Raw genomic sequence first — 16,568 nt, forward strand, 5'->3', positions numbered from 1 at the left:
TAGTTCGTAATGAATTAACTGTTGTCACTCTTCAAGACTTTTCACTAATTTTTTAGTGAAGTGTCCTGCGAGTGCCCACACAGATTGTCTGATTGATTGTTAAAGAGCAGTGCGACCGGCTTACAGCCTGCTGTCGCGAGGTGGCGTATACTACGCTTTCCTCATTCAGAGTCAACGACTTTTTTTCGTTTTATCTGCCTCACACCGCGCTGGCTCATCGCCGTTGCCGTGTCAGTGGAGGCGCATTATAGGGAGTTCCTCGCAGGCCGCAACCGGTATTTTTGATTAAATCGCGCGTTCGCTGCATTCCACAGCAAAAGGGCTGCTTATACCTAATTTTACACAGAGTTATCCACAAGCCAGGCATTTTTTGAAATTTGGCGAGCATCACGCAAACGTTTTCGCTACAATTCCTCCCTTGGTGAATGACGCCTATTCGTGAGCGCGTTAGCTGAATATCGGTGACTCAATCCGTATTTTTCTTTATATGACCGCCACTATTCACGTAACGCTCTTTAAAGTAAGAACCTAAGTCAGGGGATCAAACCATCATGCAACAACGTCGTCCTATCCGTCGTGCTTTGCTCAGCGTATCTGACAAAGCCGGTATCGTCGAATTCGCCCAGGCGCTGTCAAAACGAGGTATTGAGCTGCTCTCTACAGGCGGCACTGCACGTCTGCTGGCCGACGCTGGCCTGCCAGTGACAGAAGTCTCGGATTACACCGGTTTTCCGGAAATGATGGACGGACGCGTCAAAACTCTGCATCCCAAAGTGCATGGCGGCATTCTGGGCCGCCGTGGGCAGGATGACGCCATCATGACCCAACACCATATCCAGCCGATCGACATGGTGGTCGTGAATCTTTATCCGTTTGCCCAGACCGTCGCCAAAGCTGACTGCACGTTGGAAGACGCCGTAGAAAATATCGATATCGGCGGCCCGACCATGGTGCGTTCCGCGGCCAAGAACCACAACGACGTGGCTATCGTGGTTAAAAGCAGCGACTACACGGCTATCATCACCGAGATGGACGCCAACGAAGGTTCTCTGACTTACGAAACCCGTTTTGATCTGGCAATCAAAGCATTCGAACACACTGCCGCTTACGACAGCATGATCGCTAACTACTTTGGCAGTAAGGTTCCGGCCTATCACGGCGACACCACCCAGCCCTCCGGCCACTTCCCACGCACGCTGAACCTGAACTTCATTAAGAAGCAAGATATGCGTTACGGCGAGAACAGTCATCAGCAGGCGGCCTTCTATATAGAAGAGAAAGTCGCTGAAGCGTCGGTGGCTACCGCTCAGCAGTTGCAGGGCAAAGCGCTTTCCTACAACAACATCGCCGATACCGACGCCGCGCTGGAGTGCGTGAAAGAATTTGCCGAACCGGCCTGCGTGATCGTCAAACACGCCAACCCATGTGGTGTGGCGATTGGCAGCTCGATTCTGGACGCTTATGAGCGCGCCTACAAAACCGACCCGACATCGGCGTTCGGCGGCATCATCGCTTTTAACCGCGAACTGGACGAAGCCACCGCGCAAGCCATCATCAGCCGTCAGTTTGTTGAAGTGATCATTGCCCCTTCCGCCAGCGAAGCCGCGCTGAAAGTCACCGCCGCCAAGCAGAACGTACGTGTGCTGACTTGCGGCCAGTGGCAACAGCGTGCGCCGGGGCTGGATTTCAAACGCGTCAACGGCGGCCTGCTGGTGCAGGATCGCGATCTCGGCATGGTAGAAGCTGCCCAGTTGCGCGTGGTCACCGAGCGTCAGCCGACTGAAGCCGAACTGCGCGATGCGCTATTCTGCTGGAAAGTGGCGAAATTCGTTAAATCCAACGCCATTGTTTACGCACGCGACAATATGACCATCAGCATCGGTGCCGGTCAGATGAGCCGTGTTTACTCGGCCAAAATCGCCGGTATCAAGGCTGGTGACGAAGGTCTGGAGGTCAAAGGTTCCGTGATGGCGTCTGACGCATTCTTCCCGTTCCGGGATGGTATCGATGCAGCGGCGGCCGTAGGCATCACCTGCGTGATTCAACCGGGTGGCTCCATTCGCGATGATGAAGTCATCGCAGCCGCCAACGAACACGGCATCGCGATGCTGTTTACCGACATGCGCCACTTCCGTCACTAATCCGGAGTTATGACGATGAATATCTTGATTATTGGTAATGGTGGCCGCGAGCACGCGCTGGCCTGGAAAGCAGCTCAATCTCCACTGGCTGACAAGGTTTACGTCGCGCCGGGTAATGCCGGTACTGCGCTGGAACCGGCGTTGGAGAACGTGAACATCGCCGCGACCGACATCCCGGCGCTACTGGATTTCGCTCGCCAGAACGCCATCGGCCTGACCATCGTCGGCCCGGAAGCGCCGCTGGTGATTGGTGTGGTTGATGCTTTCCGCGCCGCAGGTCTGCAGATTTTCGGCCCAACGCAGGCGGCCGCTCAGTTGGAAGGCTCCAAAGCCTTTACCAAGGATTTCCTGGCTCGCCAGCACATCCCTACGGCGGAATACCAAAATTTCACCGACATCGAACCGGCACTGGCTTATATCCGCCGCAAAGGCGCGCCTATCGTCATCAAGGCGGATGGTCTGGCCGCCGGTAAAGGCGTGATTGTCGCTATGACGTTGGAAGAAGCGGAAAATGCAGCCACCGACATGCTGGCAGGTAATGCGTTTGGCGATGCTGGTCACCGTATCGTGGTCGAAGATTTTCTGGACGGCGAAGAAGCCAGCTTCATCGTGATGGTGGATGGTGAGCACGTGTTGCCGATGGCAACCAGCCAGGATCACAAACGTGTGGGCGACAAAGATACTGGCCCGAACACCGGCGGTATGGGGGCTTACTCCCCTGCACCGGTAGTGACGGATGCGGTTCACCAACGGGTCATGGAGCAGATCATTTGGCCAACCGTGCGCGGAATGGCGGCCGAGGGCAATGTGTATACCGGTTTCCTGTATGCGGGCCTGATGATTTCCCCAGACGGTCAACCGAAAGTAATCGAATTCAACTGCCGTTTCGGCGATCCGGAAACCCAGCCGATCATGTTGCGCCTGAAATCCGATCTGGTGGAGCTGTGTCTGGCGGCTTGCGAAGGCAAACTGGATGAGAAGACGTCTGACTGGGACTCTCGCCCGTCATTGGGCGTGGTGCTGGCAGCGGGCGGTTACCCAGCCGACTACCGTAACGGTGATGTAATTTCGGGCCTGCCAACGCAGGATGCGGTTGACGGCAAGGTGTTCCATGCTGGCACCAAGCTGAATGGCAACGACGTAGTGACCAACGGTGGGCGCGTCCTGTGCGTGACAGCACTGGGTCACAGCGTGGCCGAAGCGCAGCAACGCGCCTACGAGCTGGCTAAGCCGATCAGTTGGGAAGGCAGCTTCTGTCGCAGCGACATCGGCTATCGCGCCATCGCTCGCGAGCAGCAAGCCTGACAATACGCTCAGACTTACCAAGGGGTCATGCCTGACGGGCTGGCCCTTCTTTTCTTGTTTTACCGCTCATCGACATCCCTGATTACCACGCCTCGGCTGTAGGTTCCCAACGACAGAAATCCGTCTCCGCCACCTGCAACAATTGCGTGCCTTCCGGTGACGTTAGCCAGGCGACACTAAGCGGTCCGGCGGCACGTTCGGCTTGCTGTGCTATCCAGGCCAGCGAAGCACGGTCTAGTTCTGGACGCACCATTTTTCCGTCGCACGTGGTCACCTGCCCGGCATTCCAGCGCCCTTGTATCAGTGATACCTTGCCTGCGCGCAGGGAATCGCTCAGTTCTAGCAAGCGGCGGGCATCGAACTGAAACAACGCAATTTCGTCTTCCGACAATGACTCACGCCGGTCCGGCAGTTGACGCTGCATGTAACTGACGGTTCCCGCCTGATCAAAACGCAGCCTGACCTCTTCCCGCGACGATGCAGAGTTGGTCTGCTGGACCTCACGCAGCTCTCCCTGCTGGAAACGGTAACGAGTTATCCGGGCTTCTTTTCCTGATACGGGACTGAGCGCAGTCACCAATGTGGTGAGATGCTGCTGTGCGTCGTCTTTACGCCATAGCCGCACCACGCCGCGATCAGCCAGGTAGCCACTGGCATACACCGCAGGCGGCGGTGTCGACGAGCTACAGGCGCTCAACCAGCACACCAGCGCCGGAATGGCAAAGCGGATGTGCCGTCTGCACAAAAGCAAAAGGGGCGAAATCGCCCCTCTGCTTAAACCTTGTGTCAGCATTCGCTTATTTTACAGCGTCTTTCAATGCCTTACCGGACACAAACGCAGGCACGTTAGCGGCAGCAATTTTGATTTCTTTACCAGTCTGCGGGTTGCGGCCAGTGCGCTCGTTACGATGATTGACTTTGAAAGTACCAAAACCAACTAATTGTACTGCATCACCTTCTTTCAGAGACTCCGTGATCGCCGCCAGAGTAGCTTCCAGAGCAGCTTTAGCCTGGGTCTTGGAAAGGTCAGCTTTGTCAGCAATTACATCAATCAGTTGAGTCTTATTCATAAGTTATCCTTACAGTGTGTTTATCGCTTGCTAAGCATCGAGTGCGACGGATATGCCATCTCCCGTCATAACTTCGCGCCACAGGTGCATTGGCTTTCCTGTAACTCGAATTATTTAGGGTGTAGTAGCACTCTCCTGCATACACGCACCGACAGCCACTTTTATTACGCCCCCCAAATGTAGACCAGACAGGGTGCGGATGTGAAGCCTAAAGACAGGCCATTTCAGGCCTTAAATCACGTTTTATCGCGTTATTGATACAAATTTATCCCAATGTTACTCATTCCCACCTCGCGCAGGTCGGCGCGCAGGCCTTTTATCAGTTCGATGTCGCGCTCTTCACAGGCGGCCAGCAGGCGGAAAATCTCCCACTGGATGTCCCATTCTTCTTCAACGGCGGGCACAACCTTCAGCTCATCATCGGTCATTTCCCGACCCGCCTGCGTCATTTCCAGCATCGCTACGGTACGGATCGAAGTCTCGCTAATGGTGACCGCGTGTTCCAATGTCTCGCCACTTAAACGCGAATGCAGCAGCTCGCTCAGAGCAACGCAAGCGTCAATCGCAGGGTATACGCCATAAATGTCGTAATCGTCTGCGGCAGGAATCGCATCTTCCAGCTTTTCCAGCTGACTATCGAAATTGACCTTGGCGTCTTTGACCACCAGCGTTTCCCACACCAGATCCAGCATCCGCCGGTAAAGCTGCGCATCCCCAAAACCCGTTTGCTGACAAAACTCATGGTAGTTGGGATACATACGTTCACAAAGACAGGCCATAAAGGTGACATGTTGCCAACTTTCCAGCTTTTCCAGACGCAAATGAATGGGGTTACGTAACATTGTTCATCTCAATAATAATGGGCGGCAGTGTAACGAAAATCGCCGCACCGCCATATACCTGAATTCCTAAAGTTTCCTGCCCGGCATTATCCTACAAGCCGACCTGACGTTGCCAGCGCTGAAACGCCGGACGGTTGGACGCCACCGCATCTGCCCAGCGGGTCGGTTCCGGCAAACGATAGCCGTTCATGCAACGCGCAACCCACTGTAACGCGCTGTCCAGACCAACCCGATGACCAGTGGAGACGAACAGCGGATTGCAGCGTACCTTACTGCGCCAGACCCAGCCGATCTGCTCGTCCCGCTCCAGCAACGGCTGACAACTGCCCACCGCGTCCGCCAGCGGCGCAAACTGCCCGCACAGACGACGCTTGGCAACGCCAATGGTCGGCACGTTCACCAGCAAGCCAAAATGGCTGGCAACCCCCAGACGACGGGGATGAGACACACCGTGCCCGTCGACAAACAGTAAATCTGGTCGATGTTGCAGCTGTTCCCACGCCGCCAGCAAGGCCGGGTATTCACGAAACGACAGGAAACCGGGGATATAAGGCATGATAGTCGGAATCCGCGCAATCTGGTATTCCACCAGTTGTAGCGATGGATAGGCCAGTACGGCCAGCGCAGCACGCGTTACCGCGCCATCCTGCTCGAAGCCGACATCGGCACCGGCGATCAACGTCGGCTGCTCAAAAGGCATATCGTCATGACGAATCACCTGAGCTGCTTTATCTCGTTGTTCTTCGCGCAGTGCCTGCATATCCATCAGGCGAGGTCCTGATGATAGGGCACAGACAGACGGTGTACCGCTTCAACAAAGGCACCAGCGTGCTCCGGCGGCACATCCTGATGGATACCGTGCCCCAGGTTAAACACATGACCATTGCCGGTGCCGAACCCAGCCAAAATCGTGGCGACCTCCTGTTCGATGCGGGCAGGTGGCGCATACAGCATCGACGGGTCCATATTGCCCTGCAACGCGACCCGATCGCCAACGCGACGGCGCGCGTCAGCAATGTCGGTGGTCCAGTCCAGCCCCAACGCATCACACCCGGTATCCGCCATGGCTTCCAGCCATTGACCACCACCTTTGGTGAACAGCGTCACCGGCACCCGGCGACCGTCATTTTCACGCAGCAGACCATCGACAATCTTGTGCATGTAGTGCAACGAGAATTCACGGTAGTCCGCCCCGCTCAATGCCCCGCCCCAGGTGTCGAAAATCATCACCGCCTGCGCCCCGGCCCGAATCTGGGCGTTAAGATAGAGCGTCACGCTGTCCGCCAGTTTGTCCAGCAACAGATGCAACGTGCGAGGTTCGGTGAACATCATCTTCTTGATCACGGTAAAGGCTTTACTGCTGCCACCTTCTACCATGTACGTCGCCAGTGTCCACGGGCTGCCGGAAAAACCGATCAGCGGCACCGCGCCCGCCAGATTACGGCGAATCGTCCTCACCGCGTTCATTACGTAGCCAAGCTCCAGCTCCGGGTCCGGCACGGGCAGTTTTTCCACATCGGCATGACAGGTAACCGGCGAGGTAAACCGCGGCCCCTCACCGGCTTCAAAATACAACCCCAGCCCCATCGCATCGGGGATGGTGAGAATATCGGAGAATAGAATGGCCGCATCCAGGTCGTAGCGTCGCAACGGTTGTAACGTGACTTCGCAGGCCAGCTCGGCATTCTTGCACAGCGACATGAAATCACCGGCTTGTGCACGCGTCGCGCGGTATTCCGGCAGGTAGCGCCCCGCCTGACGCATCATCCATACCGGAGTCACATCCACTGGCTGGCGCAACAGCGCTCGCAAATAGCGATCGTTTTTCAGATCAGTCATGGTCTTTTCCTTGTAACGCCTGTTCCAGGCATAATTGTCGCCGTCAGCCCCGGCATCCCGGCCATGGAGCCGGATAAATCAGTGATCGGCCTCGCGGCACAATACCACCGTGTCTTCAATCAGACGCCGGGCTACCGTACCCGGCGGCGGCAATTCCGGCAAGCGATCATACCGGAACCAGGCGGCATCCCGCAGTTCGGACGGGTCAGCTTTTACCTCGCCCCCGTCGTAGTCGGCCATGAACGCCATCATCAGCGAATGCGGGAACGGCCAGGGCTGGGAACTGACGTAACGCAGGTTCCGGATGCGGATATTGCTCTCTTCCATTACTTCCCGCGCGGCCGCCTGCTCCAGGGTTTCCCCCACTTCGACAAAACCGGCCAGCGTGGTGTACATGTTGCCTTTGTGGCGCAGGTGCTGCGCCAGCAGAATCTCGCTGTCGCGGCGAATCGCCACGATCACGCAGGGGGCAATCTGCGGGTAGTAACGCTCTTTGCAGTGAGCGCACAGGCAAGCCAATTCGGTGGTGCTGACCGACATTTCATGGCCGCAGTAACCGCAAAAGTGGTGCGAACGATAGAACTCCGCCAGTTGCACCGCGCGGCCCGCCAGTTGAAACAACCCGGCATCCTGATCCAAGAGTTGGCGTACCGATCCCATCTCGCCCGCGTGTTCCTGTAACACTAGCCAGACGGGTTCCCCCTGCCACTCACCAACCTGACGGGCGGATCGTTGTTGCAAACGCCACTGTGCCGCCGTTCCTCGCGGCAAGTTTCCCTGCGGCAGCCAAATCTGATGCTGGTGATACACCACCCACCAACCGGTTTCATTACCTTGCAGCGTCAATTCCATCTCTATATGCCCCGCTTATTACCCGATTTGGCATTTTACGACTATGGTTATAAATAATGACACGACTAACTGTCATCATCCTACCGATACCCGGAGTCAACCATGCTGAAGCAATTACAACGCCTGACGGAGCACGTTGGCGGCAATTACGCCTTGATTGATCAGTGGTTGCTGGCCCGCAAACATCTTTTGCTGGCCTATTACCACTTGCTCAGCATTCAGACAGGGAAAATACCGGAAGCACGGACGCTGGATGAATTTTGCCATCATCTGGTCGGCTATCTGTCCGTCGGTCATTTCCACGTCTACGAGCGTATGTTGCAGGAAAACATCATGCACAACGACAGAAAGCTAACGCAGGCATCGCATTTTGATGTCGCGCTGCGTAGCAACACCCAGCAAGTCATGGATATTTACGACAGCCATCTGGCGTTTTTCATCGAGCCCGTCGACAGCCAGGAATTTCACCAGGCATTATCCGGCGTGGGTGAAGCATTAGCAATGCGCTTCACCCTGGAAGACAGCCTGATCCGACTGATGTTCGATCATTGACGACATACCGTCATAGCGCATAGAGTGTCAGAGTTTTAGTCCGCCCCGTGAAGGGGCGATATCTTGTCGGAGTGCCCAACACGCCTGATGGCGCGTGGGCTGAGACCGTTAATTCGGGATCCGCGGAACCTGATCAGGTTAATACCTGCGAAGGGAACAAGAGTAATTACATTGCCAGCCCCTGGCGCAACACACACGTTGTCGCCGCAGCCGCAAGATCCGGCATCACCTGATTGCCGTTGCCAGCGGGCCAGCATCCAGCCATTACTCCCTCCGAGCTCCAGACAAGCAATTTTTCCTTTAATCAACAGGAACTTGCTATGTCTACAGAACCAACCCAGTCTACAGAACAGAACGTTTCCGGAGAAAAGAAGCCCTCCGGTCGCCGTGAACAACGCGCCGCCGCTCAGCAGTTTATCGACACGCTGCGCGGGTCGACCTTTCCCAACTCGCAACGTATTTATCTGACCGGTTCACAACCGACCATCCGCGTGCCGATGCGGGAAATCCAGCTGAGTCCGACGCTGGTCGGCGGCAGCCGCGACAATCCGCGCTACGAAGCCAACGAAGCAGTGCCGGTGTATGACACCGCGGGGCCGTATGGCGACCCGGCGATCACCCCGGATGTACACCGTGGGCTGGGTAAACTGCGCGCCGACTGGATTGCCGGGCGCGACGACACTGAAGCCTTACCAAAAGCCAGCTCCGGCTTTACCCAACAACGGCTGGCGGATATCGGCCTCGACCATCTGCGTTTTGAACATCTGCCGCAGCCTAAGCGCGCCAAAGCCGGTCGCCGCGTGACCCAGTTGCACTACGCTCGTCAGGGCATCATCACACCGGAGATGGAATTCATCGCCATCCGCGAAAACATGGGGCGCGAGCGCGTGCGCGGCGAGGTGCTGCGCCAGCAGCATCCAGGCCACAGCTTCGGCGCGCTACTGCCGGATGACATCACGCCGGAATTCGTGCGTCAGGAAGTAGCCGCCGGACGCGCCATCATCCCCGCCAACATCAACCACCCTGAATCAGAACCGATGATCATCGGCCGCAATTTTCTGGTGAAGGTGAATGCCAATATCGGCAACTCTGCTGTGACCTCATCGATCGAAGAAGAAGTGGAAAAACTGGTGTGGGCCACCCGCTGGGGCGCGGACACAGTGATGGACCTGTCCACCGGGCGCTATATCCATGAAACCCGTGAGTGGATTCTGCGCAACAGCCCGGTGCCGATCGGCACGGTGCCGATCTATCAGGCGCTGGAAAAGGTCAACGGCATCGCGGAAAACCTGACCTGGGAAGGGTTCCGCGACACCCTGCTGGAGCAAGCGGAACAAGGAGTGGATTATTTCACCATCCACGCCGGTGTGTTGCTGCGCTATGTACCGATGACCGCCAAACGCCTGACCGGCATTGTGTCACGCGGCGGCTCGATTATGGCCAAGTGGTGCCTGTCGCACCATCAGGAAAACTTCCTGTACCAGCATTTCCGTGAAATTTGCGAAATCTGTGCCGCCTATGATGTCGCGCTGTCGCTCGGCGACGGCCTGCGCCCCGGCTCCATTCAGGATGCCAACGACCAAGCGCAGTTCGCCGAACTGCACACGCTGGGCGAACTGACCAAAATCGCCTGGGAATACGACGTGCAGGTGATGATCGAAGGCCCCGGCCATGTGCCGATGCAGATGATCCGCCGCAACATGACCGAAGAGCTGGAACACTGCCACGAAGCGCCGTTTTATACGTTAGGCCCGCTCACCACCGATATCGCACCGGGTTACGACCACTTCACCTCCGGCATCGGCGCGGCGATGATAGGCTGGTTCGGCTGCGCCATGCTGTGCTACGTCACCCCGAAAGAGCACCTGGGGTTGCCGAACAAAAACGACGTCAAACAAGGGTTGATCGCCTATAAAATTGCCGCTCACGCCGCCGATCTGGCGAAAGGTCACCCCGGCGCGCAGATCCGCGACAACGCCATGTCCAAAGCGCGTTTTGAATTCCGCTGGGAGGACCAGTTCAATCTGGCTTTAGACCCGGAAACCGCCCGCGCCTACCACGACGAAACCCTGCCGCAGGAGTCCGGCAAGGTGGCGCATTTCTGCTCGATGTGCGGACCGAAATTCTGTTCGATGAAGATAACCCAGGAAGTGCGCGATTACGCCGCCCGTCAGGAAGCACAGGCCCAACCGGTGGATGTCGGCATGGCACAAATGTCGGCCGAATTCCGCGCCCGCGGCAGTGAGCTGTACCACACCACCACCAGCCTGCCGCAGGAAGAACGCTAATGAACGGCGTTTTTCCCGCGACTGACGCCCGGCTGGGGCTGTATCCGGTGGTGGACAGCGTAGAGTGGATCGAACGCCTGCTGGCCGTTGGCGTCCGAACCATCCAATTACGCATTAAAGACCAGCCCGAAGAGCAAGCTGAACCCGACATTATCCGGGCGATCGCGCTCGGCCGCCGCTATCAGGCTCGTCTGTTTATCAACGACTACTGGCAACTGGCGGTGAAGCATCGGGCCTACGGCGTACACCTTGGGCAGGAGGATCTCGACACCGCCGACCTGAACGCGATTCGCGCCGCCGGGCTGCGGCTGGGCGTTTCCACCCATGACGACGCCGAACTGGCGCGCGCCGTCGCTATCTCGCCGTCTTATATTGCGCTGGGCCATATCTTCCCCACCCAAACCAAAGCGATGCCGTCCGCACCGCAAGGGCTAACCGAGCTGGCTCGCCATATCCGCGCGCTGGACGGGCGCTTTCCCACCGTCGCCATCGGCGGCATCAGCATTGACCGGGCGCCGGCGGTGCTGGAAACCGGGGTCAGCAGCATTGCCGTGGTCAGCGCCATCACGCAAGCGGCGGATTGGCGCGCCGCCACCGCGACGCTGCTGCGACTGATTGAAGGACGGGAGGCGTAACATGCTCGACGATCAGGCCTTTATGCGTTACAGCCGCCAGTTACTGCTGGAAGACATCGGTCAGGAAGGGCAGCAGAAGCTGGCGGAGGCCAGGGTGCTGCTGGTCGGGCTGGGTGGGCTTGGCTCACCAGCAGCGCTCTATCTGGCGGCAGCCGGTGTCGGCACGCTGCTATTGGCGGACCACGACACCCTGCACATCTCCAATCTGCAACGTCAGATTCTCTACCGCAACGCCGACCTATCACACCCTAAGGCCGTGTTGGCCCGTCACGCGCTGGAAGCCGTCAATCCGCTGGTGAAAACCGTGGCCCTGACCACCCGGCTGGCAGGCGAGTCACTTGAGAACGCGGTGACGCAAGCCGATCTGGTGCTGGACTGCTGCGACAACATGGCGACCCGCCACGCGGTCAACGCCGCCTGCGTCGCGGCGCAAAAACCGCTGATCAGCGCCAGCGCCGTCGGCTTTAGCGGCCAGTTGCTGGTGTTGACGCCGCCCTGGCAGCACGGCTGCTATGCCTGCCTCTACCCAGATGCCACGGAGCCGCAACGCAACTGCCGCACCGCCGGTGTTCTCGGCCCGGTGGTCGGTGTGATGGGGACGTTGCAGGCGCTGGAAGCGATCAAGCTGCTGTGTGGTTTGCCCTCACCGCTGGACGGCAAACTGCGGCTGTTCGATGCACGCCAGCAGCAATGGACCACGCTGCAACTGACGCGCTCGCCCACCTGCCCGGTATGCGGAGAGCAGGCATGAAAATCAGGCTTAACGACGAGGTTATCGAACTACAGAGCGAGCTAACCGTGGCGCAGTTGCTCAGCCAGTTGAACCGGCTACAGCCCGGTACGGCGCTGGCTATCAATCAAACCATCATCCCGCGTGATGCCTGGACGCAACACCCGCTGCGCGACGGTGATGACATTTTGCTGTTTCAGGCAATCGCAGGAGGTTGAAATGCTGAAGATTGCAGATACCACTTTTACTTCCCGGTTATTAACCGGAACCGGAAAATTCGCCAACGCACAACTGATGCAAGACGCCCTGCGCGCGTCGGGTTCACAACTGGTCACGCTGGCGATGAAGCGCGTGGATTTGAAAGGCGGCAGCGACGCCATTCTGGCACCACTGCGCGAGCTGGGTGTCCACCTGTTGCCAAATACCTCTGGTGCTAAAACCGCCGAGGAGGCGGTGTTCGCCGCCCGACTAGCGCGCGAAGCGCTGGGCACACATTGGGTGAAACTGGAAATCCACCCAGACATGAAATACCTGCTGCCCGATGCGGTGGAAACCCTGAAAGCGGCCGAACAGTTGGTGAAAGACGGCTTTGTGGTACTACCTTACTGCGGTGCCGACCCGGTGCTGTGCAAACGACTGGAAGACGTCGGCTGCGCCGCGGTGATGCCGTTGGGCGCGCCCATTGGCTCCAATCAGGGGCTGCAAACGCGCGATTTTCTGCGCATCATCATCGAGCAGGCACGGATTCCCGTGGTGGTGGATGCGGGTATCGGCGCGCCCAGCCACGCGGCGGAAGCGATTGAATTGGGCGCGGATGCGGTTCTGGTCAACACCGCTATCGCCGTGGCGCGCGACCCGGTGCAGATGGCGCTCGCTTTCCGGCTGGCGGTAGACGCTGGCGCTATCGCCCACCAAGCCGGGTTGGGCAGCCGCCAGCGCATCGCCAGCGCCACCAGTCCGCTCACCGGCTTTCTACACCCTGCGGAGGCCGCTAGCTGATGGACATCCACGATCAATCGCCATCATTTGAACAGCGCTGGCAACAGTTGGAATGGCATGACCTGACCTTGCGTATCAACAGTAAGACCGACGCCGACGTAGAGCGGGCGCTATGCGCTGATCGGCCGACGCGCGAGGACATGATGGCGCTGCTGTCGCCCGCTGCCAGCCGCTGGCTGGAACCGCTGGCGCAGCGAGCACAGCAACTAACGCGCCAGCGCTTCGGCAATACCGTCGGCTTCTATGTACCGTTGTATCTCTCCAACCTGTGCGCCAACGACTGCACCTACTGCGGTTTTTCCATGAGCAATCATCTCAAGCGCAAGACACTGGACGAGCAGGAAATCCGGCGTGAGTGCGAAGCGATCAAAGCGCTGGGGTTCGATCACCTGCTGCTGGTGACCGGCGAGCATCAACGCAAGGTTGGAATGGATTACTTTCGCCAGATGCTGCCGCTGATCCGCCCGCAGTTCAGTTCGCTGATGATGGAAGTGCAGCCGCTGTCGCAGGCGGAGTACACCGAGTTGAAAACCCTCGGGCTGGATGGCGTGATGGTGTACCAGGAAACCTATCATCCGGCGACCTACGCCCGCCACCACCTGCGCGGTCACAAGCAGGACTTCGCCTGGCGGCTGGCAACCCCGGACAGGCTAGGCCGCGCCGGGATCGACAAAATCGGGCTGGGGGCGCTAATTGGGCTGTCCGACAGCTGGCGTACTGACTGTTATATGGTGGCCGAACACCTGCTGTATTTGCAGCAGACTTACTGGCAGAGCCGCTATTCGGTGTCGTTCCCACGCCTGCGCCCCTGCGCGGGTGGCATCGAACCCGCTTCGCTGATGGATGAAGCGCAACTGATGCAGGTGATCTGCGCCTTCCGGCTGCTGGCACCCGATGTAGAACTGTCGCTATCGACGCGCGAATCGCCCCATTTTCGCGACCACATGATCCCGATAGCCATCAATAATGTCAGCGCGTTTTCCAAAACCCAACCGGGCGGCTACGCTGACGATCATCCGGAACTGGAGCAATTCACCCCGCACGACGACCGCCGCCCGGAAGCCGTGGCCGCGGCGCTCAGCCGTGCCGGGCTACAACCGGTGTGGAAAGACTGGGATGGTTATCTGGGCAGAGCGGTAACGGGCTAACATCAGACAGGATCGCCGCCACATCGGCGATCCCTCTCATGTCATCGTTCTGTCGGCAGGAAAGATCAGGCGGAAAGTGATCCGCCCGATCGTCTCATCAATAGGATCACAGCTGACGGTGACCTCACCGCCATGCAACGTCATGATCGCCCGCACAATCGACAACCCCAGACCGCTGGAGTCACTGCTTGCACTACGGGTGGCGTCCGCGCGATAAAAACGGTCGAATAGCCGCGCCAGTTGCGCAGGCGGCAATACCGGCCCCATATTGGTCACCTCGACTATCACCTGTTCAGAAGCCGTGGTGGCACGCAACCGCACCGGGCTGTCAGCTTTGGCATAACGCACCGCGTTAGCGACCAGATTGCTCAGCGCACGCTGAAACAATAGCGCATCACCCGTCAGCGTGGCATTGCCTTCGCACAGTAATTCGATACCGCGCTCATCTGCCAGCATCTCGAAATAATCCGCGACCCGATGCAATTCGGTTGCCGTCTCGATCCGTATGCGGTCCAGCACGGGTTGTTCATGGTCGGCACGCGCCAGAAACAGGATGTTCTCCACCATGCGCGATATCCGCTCCAGTTCGGCGATGTTATCCGACAATAGTGTTTCATACTCTTCTACACTGCGCGGCTGATACAGCGCCACCTGACAATGCCCCATCAGTGCGCCAATCGGCGTGCGGATTTCGTGCGCCAGATCGGCAGAAAACTGGGTTAAGCGCAGATAGCCCTCGGTCAGGCGGTCCAACATGGCGTTAAAGGCACGAATCAGTTGCCGCACTTCTTGCGGCGCGTCCGTTTCACTCACCCTTGCCGACAACGTATGCGGTGTAATCGCCGACGCCTGTGCCGTCACGCGCCACAACGGCGATAAACCGCGGCGCAGCACCAGATACCCCAGGCCGCCAATCAGCACAAACGCGATCACCACGGCACCCACCACACGCCACAGGTAGCTTTCCAGCATTTTCTGTTCGTTGAACATCACGTGCGCTGCGGCAATCTGTAGTATCTGTCCGTCATTCAGCCGCACCAGCGCGGCTATCGCCCGCAGCGGCACACCCTGTGCCGTCACACCGCTGCGTACCGCATCGGTTTGTAGCAGCGCATCTACTGCGATCGGGGGAATGTCTGGCAGAACAATGTGCGCCGGGTTGACGTTAATCAGCGGCTTCTGCCCCGGCAGGGAAAACAGCAACACATCCTGCTCACTGCCCAGCATGTTTTCAAACATGCCAGTATTCGCCGCGAGCATTGGCAAGGTGAAATTCTTACTCAGCAAATGGCGGTAATACTCTACCCGGCCAGTCACTTGCAGATCGCTGCGCCGATACATTTCCTGACGCAGCGCACCGTACAGGTAACCACCCACCAGGCTGACTACCAGCGCGGCCGTCAGCGCAAACAGCAGGCTGCAACGCACCGTCAGCGACGTTGCGCGCCAGCGTTGAAGCCAGCCACTCATGAACGCGGCTCGCATACATAGCCGATACCACGCACGGTATGGATCAATTTGATATCGAACGGCTTGTCGATCTTGGCACGCAGACGTTTCACCGCCACATCGACCACGTTGGTATCACTATCAAAATTCATGTCCCATACCTGCGAAGCAATCAACGTGCGAGACAACACCTCGCCTTCGCGCCGAACCAGCAAATGCAACAGCATGAACTCCTTGTTAGTCAGCGGGATAACGACCTCTTGTCGCGTGGCTTTACGCCGCAGCACATCCAATTGCAAATCCGCCACCGCGTAGTGGTCTGCCTCGCGCACCACGCCGCGACGCAACAGCGTGCGCACACGCAGCACCAGTTCAGTAAAAGAGAACGGTTTAATCAGGTAGTCGTCCGCCCCCAGCTCCAGCCCGTGAATGCGGTCGTGCAACTGATCGCGCGCCGTCAGAAACAGCACCGGTACATCGCTTTTCTTGCGCAGCATCTCAAGGATCTGCCAGCCATTCAGCCCCGGCAGCATCACATCCAGAATAATGGCGTCATAACCGTACTCCAGCGCATTGAATAACCCATCGGTGCCGTTGCGCACCAGGTCAACCGCATATCCCGCTTCAGTCAGCCCTTTTTTCAGGTAATCCCCGGTGCCGACGTCATCTTCAATCACCAGAATCCGCATGGTTATCGCTCTCGCTGTACTGGCGGCAT

General features: G+C 58.1%; 17 protein-coding genes and 1 riboswitch. Of the genes, 9 read left to right on the forward strand and 8 right to left on the reverse strand.

From position 1 onward, the window contains the following. Window positions 1-551 precede the first annotated feature (551 nt). Together purH and purD are read left to right on the forward strand one after the other, a co-directional pair. On the forward strand, window positions 552-2,141 hold the full coding sequence (gene purH / locus OB87_RS03195) for a bifunctional phosphoribosylaminoimidazolecarboxamide formyltransferase/IMP cyclohydrolase (protein ID WP_033568008.1): 1,590 nt from the start codon (window positions 552-554) through the stop codon (window positions 2,139-2,141). A gap of 15 nt (window positions 2,142-2,156) precedes the next feature. Further along, window positions 2,157-3,446: a phosphoribosylamine--glycine ligase gene (gene purD / locus OB87_RS03200; RefSeq protein ID WP_033568009.1), complete on the forward strand. Its 1,290-nt coding sequence runs from the start codon at window positions 2,157-2,159 to the stop codon at window positions 3,444-3,446. Between the two features lie 82 nt (window positions 3,447-3,528). Here purD and OB87_RS03205 read toward each other — a convergent pair whose 3' ends face one another. From OB87_RS03205 to nudC, 6 genes are all read right to left on the reverse strand, one after another. Then, on the reverse strand, window positions 3,529-4,239 hold the full coding sequence (locus OB87_RS03205; protein ID WP_081977341.1) for a DUF1481 domain-containing protein: 711 nt from the start codon (window positions 4,237-4,239) through the stop codon (window positions 3,529-3,531). A gap of 4 nt (window positions 4,240-4,243) precedes the next feature. Next, window positions 4,244-4,516: a nucleoid-associated protein HU-alpha gene (hupA, locus tag OB87_RS03210; RefSeq protein ID WP_012882985.1), complete on the reverse strand. Its 273-nt coding sequence runs from the start codon at window positions 4,514-4,516 to the stop codon at window positions 4,244-4,246. Between the two features lie 251 nt (window positions 4,517-4,767). Next, on the reverse strand, window positions 4,768-5,358 hold the full coding sequence (locus OB87_RS03215; RefSeq protein ID WP_033568010.1) for a YjaG family protein: 591 nt from the start codon (window positions 5,356-5,358) through the stop codon (window positions 4,768-4,770). Between the two features lie 91 nt (window positions 5,359-5,449). Beyond that, window positions 5,450-6,124 (reverse strand): deoxyribonuclease V, encoded by a 675-nt coding sequence (nfi, locus tag OB87_RS03220; protein ID WP_033568011.1) that lies wholly within the window; start codon window positions 6,122-6,124, stop codon window positions 5,450-5,452. Beyond that, complete coding sequence (gene hemE, locus OB87_RS03225) at window positions 6,124-7,197, reverse strand: uroporphyrinogen decarboxylase (protein WP_033568012.1); 1,074 nt, start codon at window positions 7,195-7,197, stop codon at window positions 6,124-6,126. The genes nfi and hemE overlap by 1 nt, the downstream gene beginning before the upstream one ends. Window positions 7,198-7,275: 78 nt before the next feature. Next, window positions 7,276-8,049, reverse strand: a complete 774-nt coding sequence (gene nudC / locus OB87_RS03230; protein WP_033568013.1) for an NAD(+) diphosphatase — start codon at window positions 8,047-8,049, stop codon at window positions 7,276-7,278. Window positions 8,050-8,151: 102 nt separating this feature from the next. On the opposite strand from nudC, the gene OB87_RS03235 reads away from it, so the two are divergent. From OB87_RS03235 to thiH, 7 genes are all read left to right on the forward strand, one after another. Continuing rightward, the gene (locus OB87_RS03235) at window positions 8,152-8,601 is read left to right on the forward strand and encodes an Rsd/AlgQ family anti-sigma factor (protein WP_033568014.1); all 450 of its coding nucleotides are present in this window, start codon (window positions 8,152-8,154) and stop codon (window positions 8,599-8,601) included. A gap of 57 nt (window positions 8,602-8,658) precedes the next feature. Next, window positions 8,659-8,774: riboswitch (TPP riboswitch) on the forward strand. 147 nt (window positions 8,775-8,921) lie between these two features. Beyond that, the gene (gene thiC / locus OB87_RS03240; protein WP_033568015.1) at window positions 8,922-10,889 is read left to right on the forward strand and encodes a phosphomethylpyrimidine synthase ThiC; all 1,968 of its coding nucleotides are present in this window, start codon (window positions 8,922-8,924) and stop codon (window positions 10,887-10,889) included. Then, complete coding sequence (gene thiE / locus OB87_RS03245) at window positions 10,889-11,524, forward strand: thiamine phosphate synthase (RefSeq protein WP_033568016.1); 636 nt, start codon at window positions 10,889-10,891, stop codon at window positions 11,522-11,524. The genes thiC and thiE overlap by 1 nt, the downstream gene beginning before the upstream one ends. A gap of 1 nt (window position 11,525) precedes the next feature. Further along, complete coding sequence (locus OB87_RS03250; RefSeq protein WP_033568017.1) at window positions 11,526-12,275, forward strand: HesA/MoeB/ThiF family protein; 750 nt, start codon at window positions 11,526-11,528, stop codon at window positions 12,273-12,275. Further along, the gene (gene thiS / locus OB87_RS03255; RefSeq protein WP_033568018.1) at window positions 12,272-12,472 is read left to right on the forward strand and encodes a sulfur carrier protein ThiS; all 201 of its coding nucleotides are present in this window, start codon (window positions 12,272-12,274) and stop codon (window positions 12,470-12,472) included. The genes OB87_RS03250 and thiS overlap by 4 nt, the downstream gene beginning before the upstream one ends. 1 nt (window position 12,473) lies before the next feature. Beyond that, window positions 12,474-13,253, forward strand: a complete 780-nt coding sequence (locus tag OB87_RS03260) for a thiazole synthase (RefSeq protein ID WP_033568019.1) — start codon at window positions 12,474-12,476, stop codon at window positions 13,251-13,253. Next, window positions 13,253-14,401, forward strand: a complete 1,149-nt coding sequence (gene thiH, locus OB87_RS03265; protein ID WP_033568020.1) for a 2-iminoacetate synthase ThiH — start codon at window positions 13,253-13,255, stop codon at window positions 14,399-14,401. Before OB87_RS03260 ends, thiH begins: the two co-directional genes overlap by 1 nt. 36 nt (window positions 14,402-14,437) lie before the next feature. Here thiH and OB87_RS03270 read toward each other — a convergent pair whose 3' ends face one another. Next, a complete protein-coding gene (locus tag OB87_RS03270) occupies window positions 14,438-15,871 on the reverse strand; it encodes a heavy metal sensor histidine kinase (protein WP_033568035.1) in 1,434 nt (477 codons plus the stop codon). After that, on the reverse strand, window positions 15,868-16,539 hold the full coding sequence (locus OB87_RS03275; RefSeq protein WP_033568021.1) for a heavy metal response regulator transcription factor: 672 nt from the start codon (window positions 16,537-16,539) through the stop codon (window positions 15,868-15,870). Before OB87_RS03275 ends, OB87_RS03270 begins: the two co-directional genes overlap by 4 nt. Window positions 16,540-16,568 lie beyond the last annotated feature (29 nt).

The sequence above is a fragment of the Dickeya undicola genome (assembly GCF_000784735.1).
Lineage (GTDB): Bacteria > Pseudomonadota > Gammaproteobacteria > Enterobacterales > Enterobacteriaceae > Dickeya > Dickeya undicola.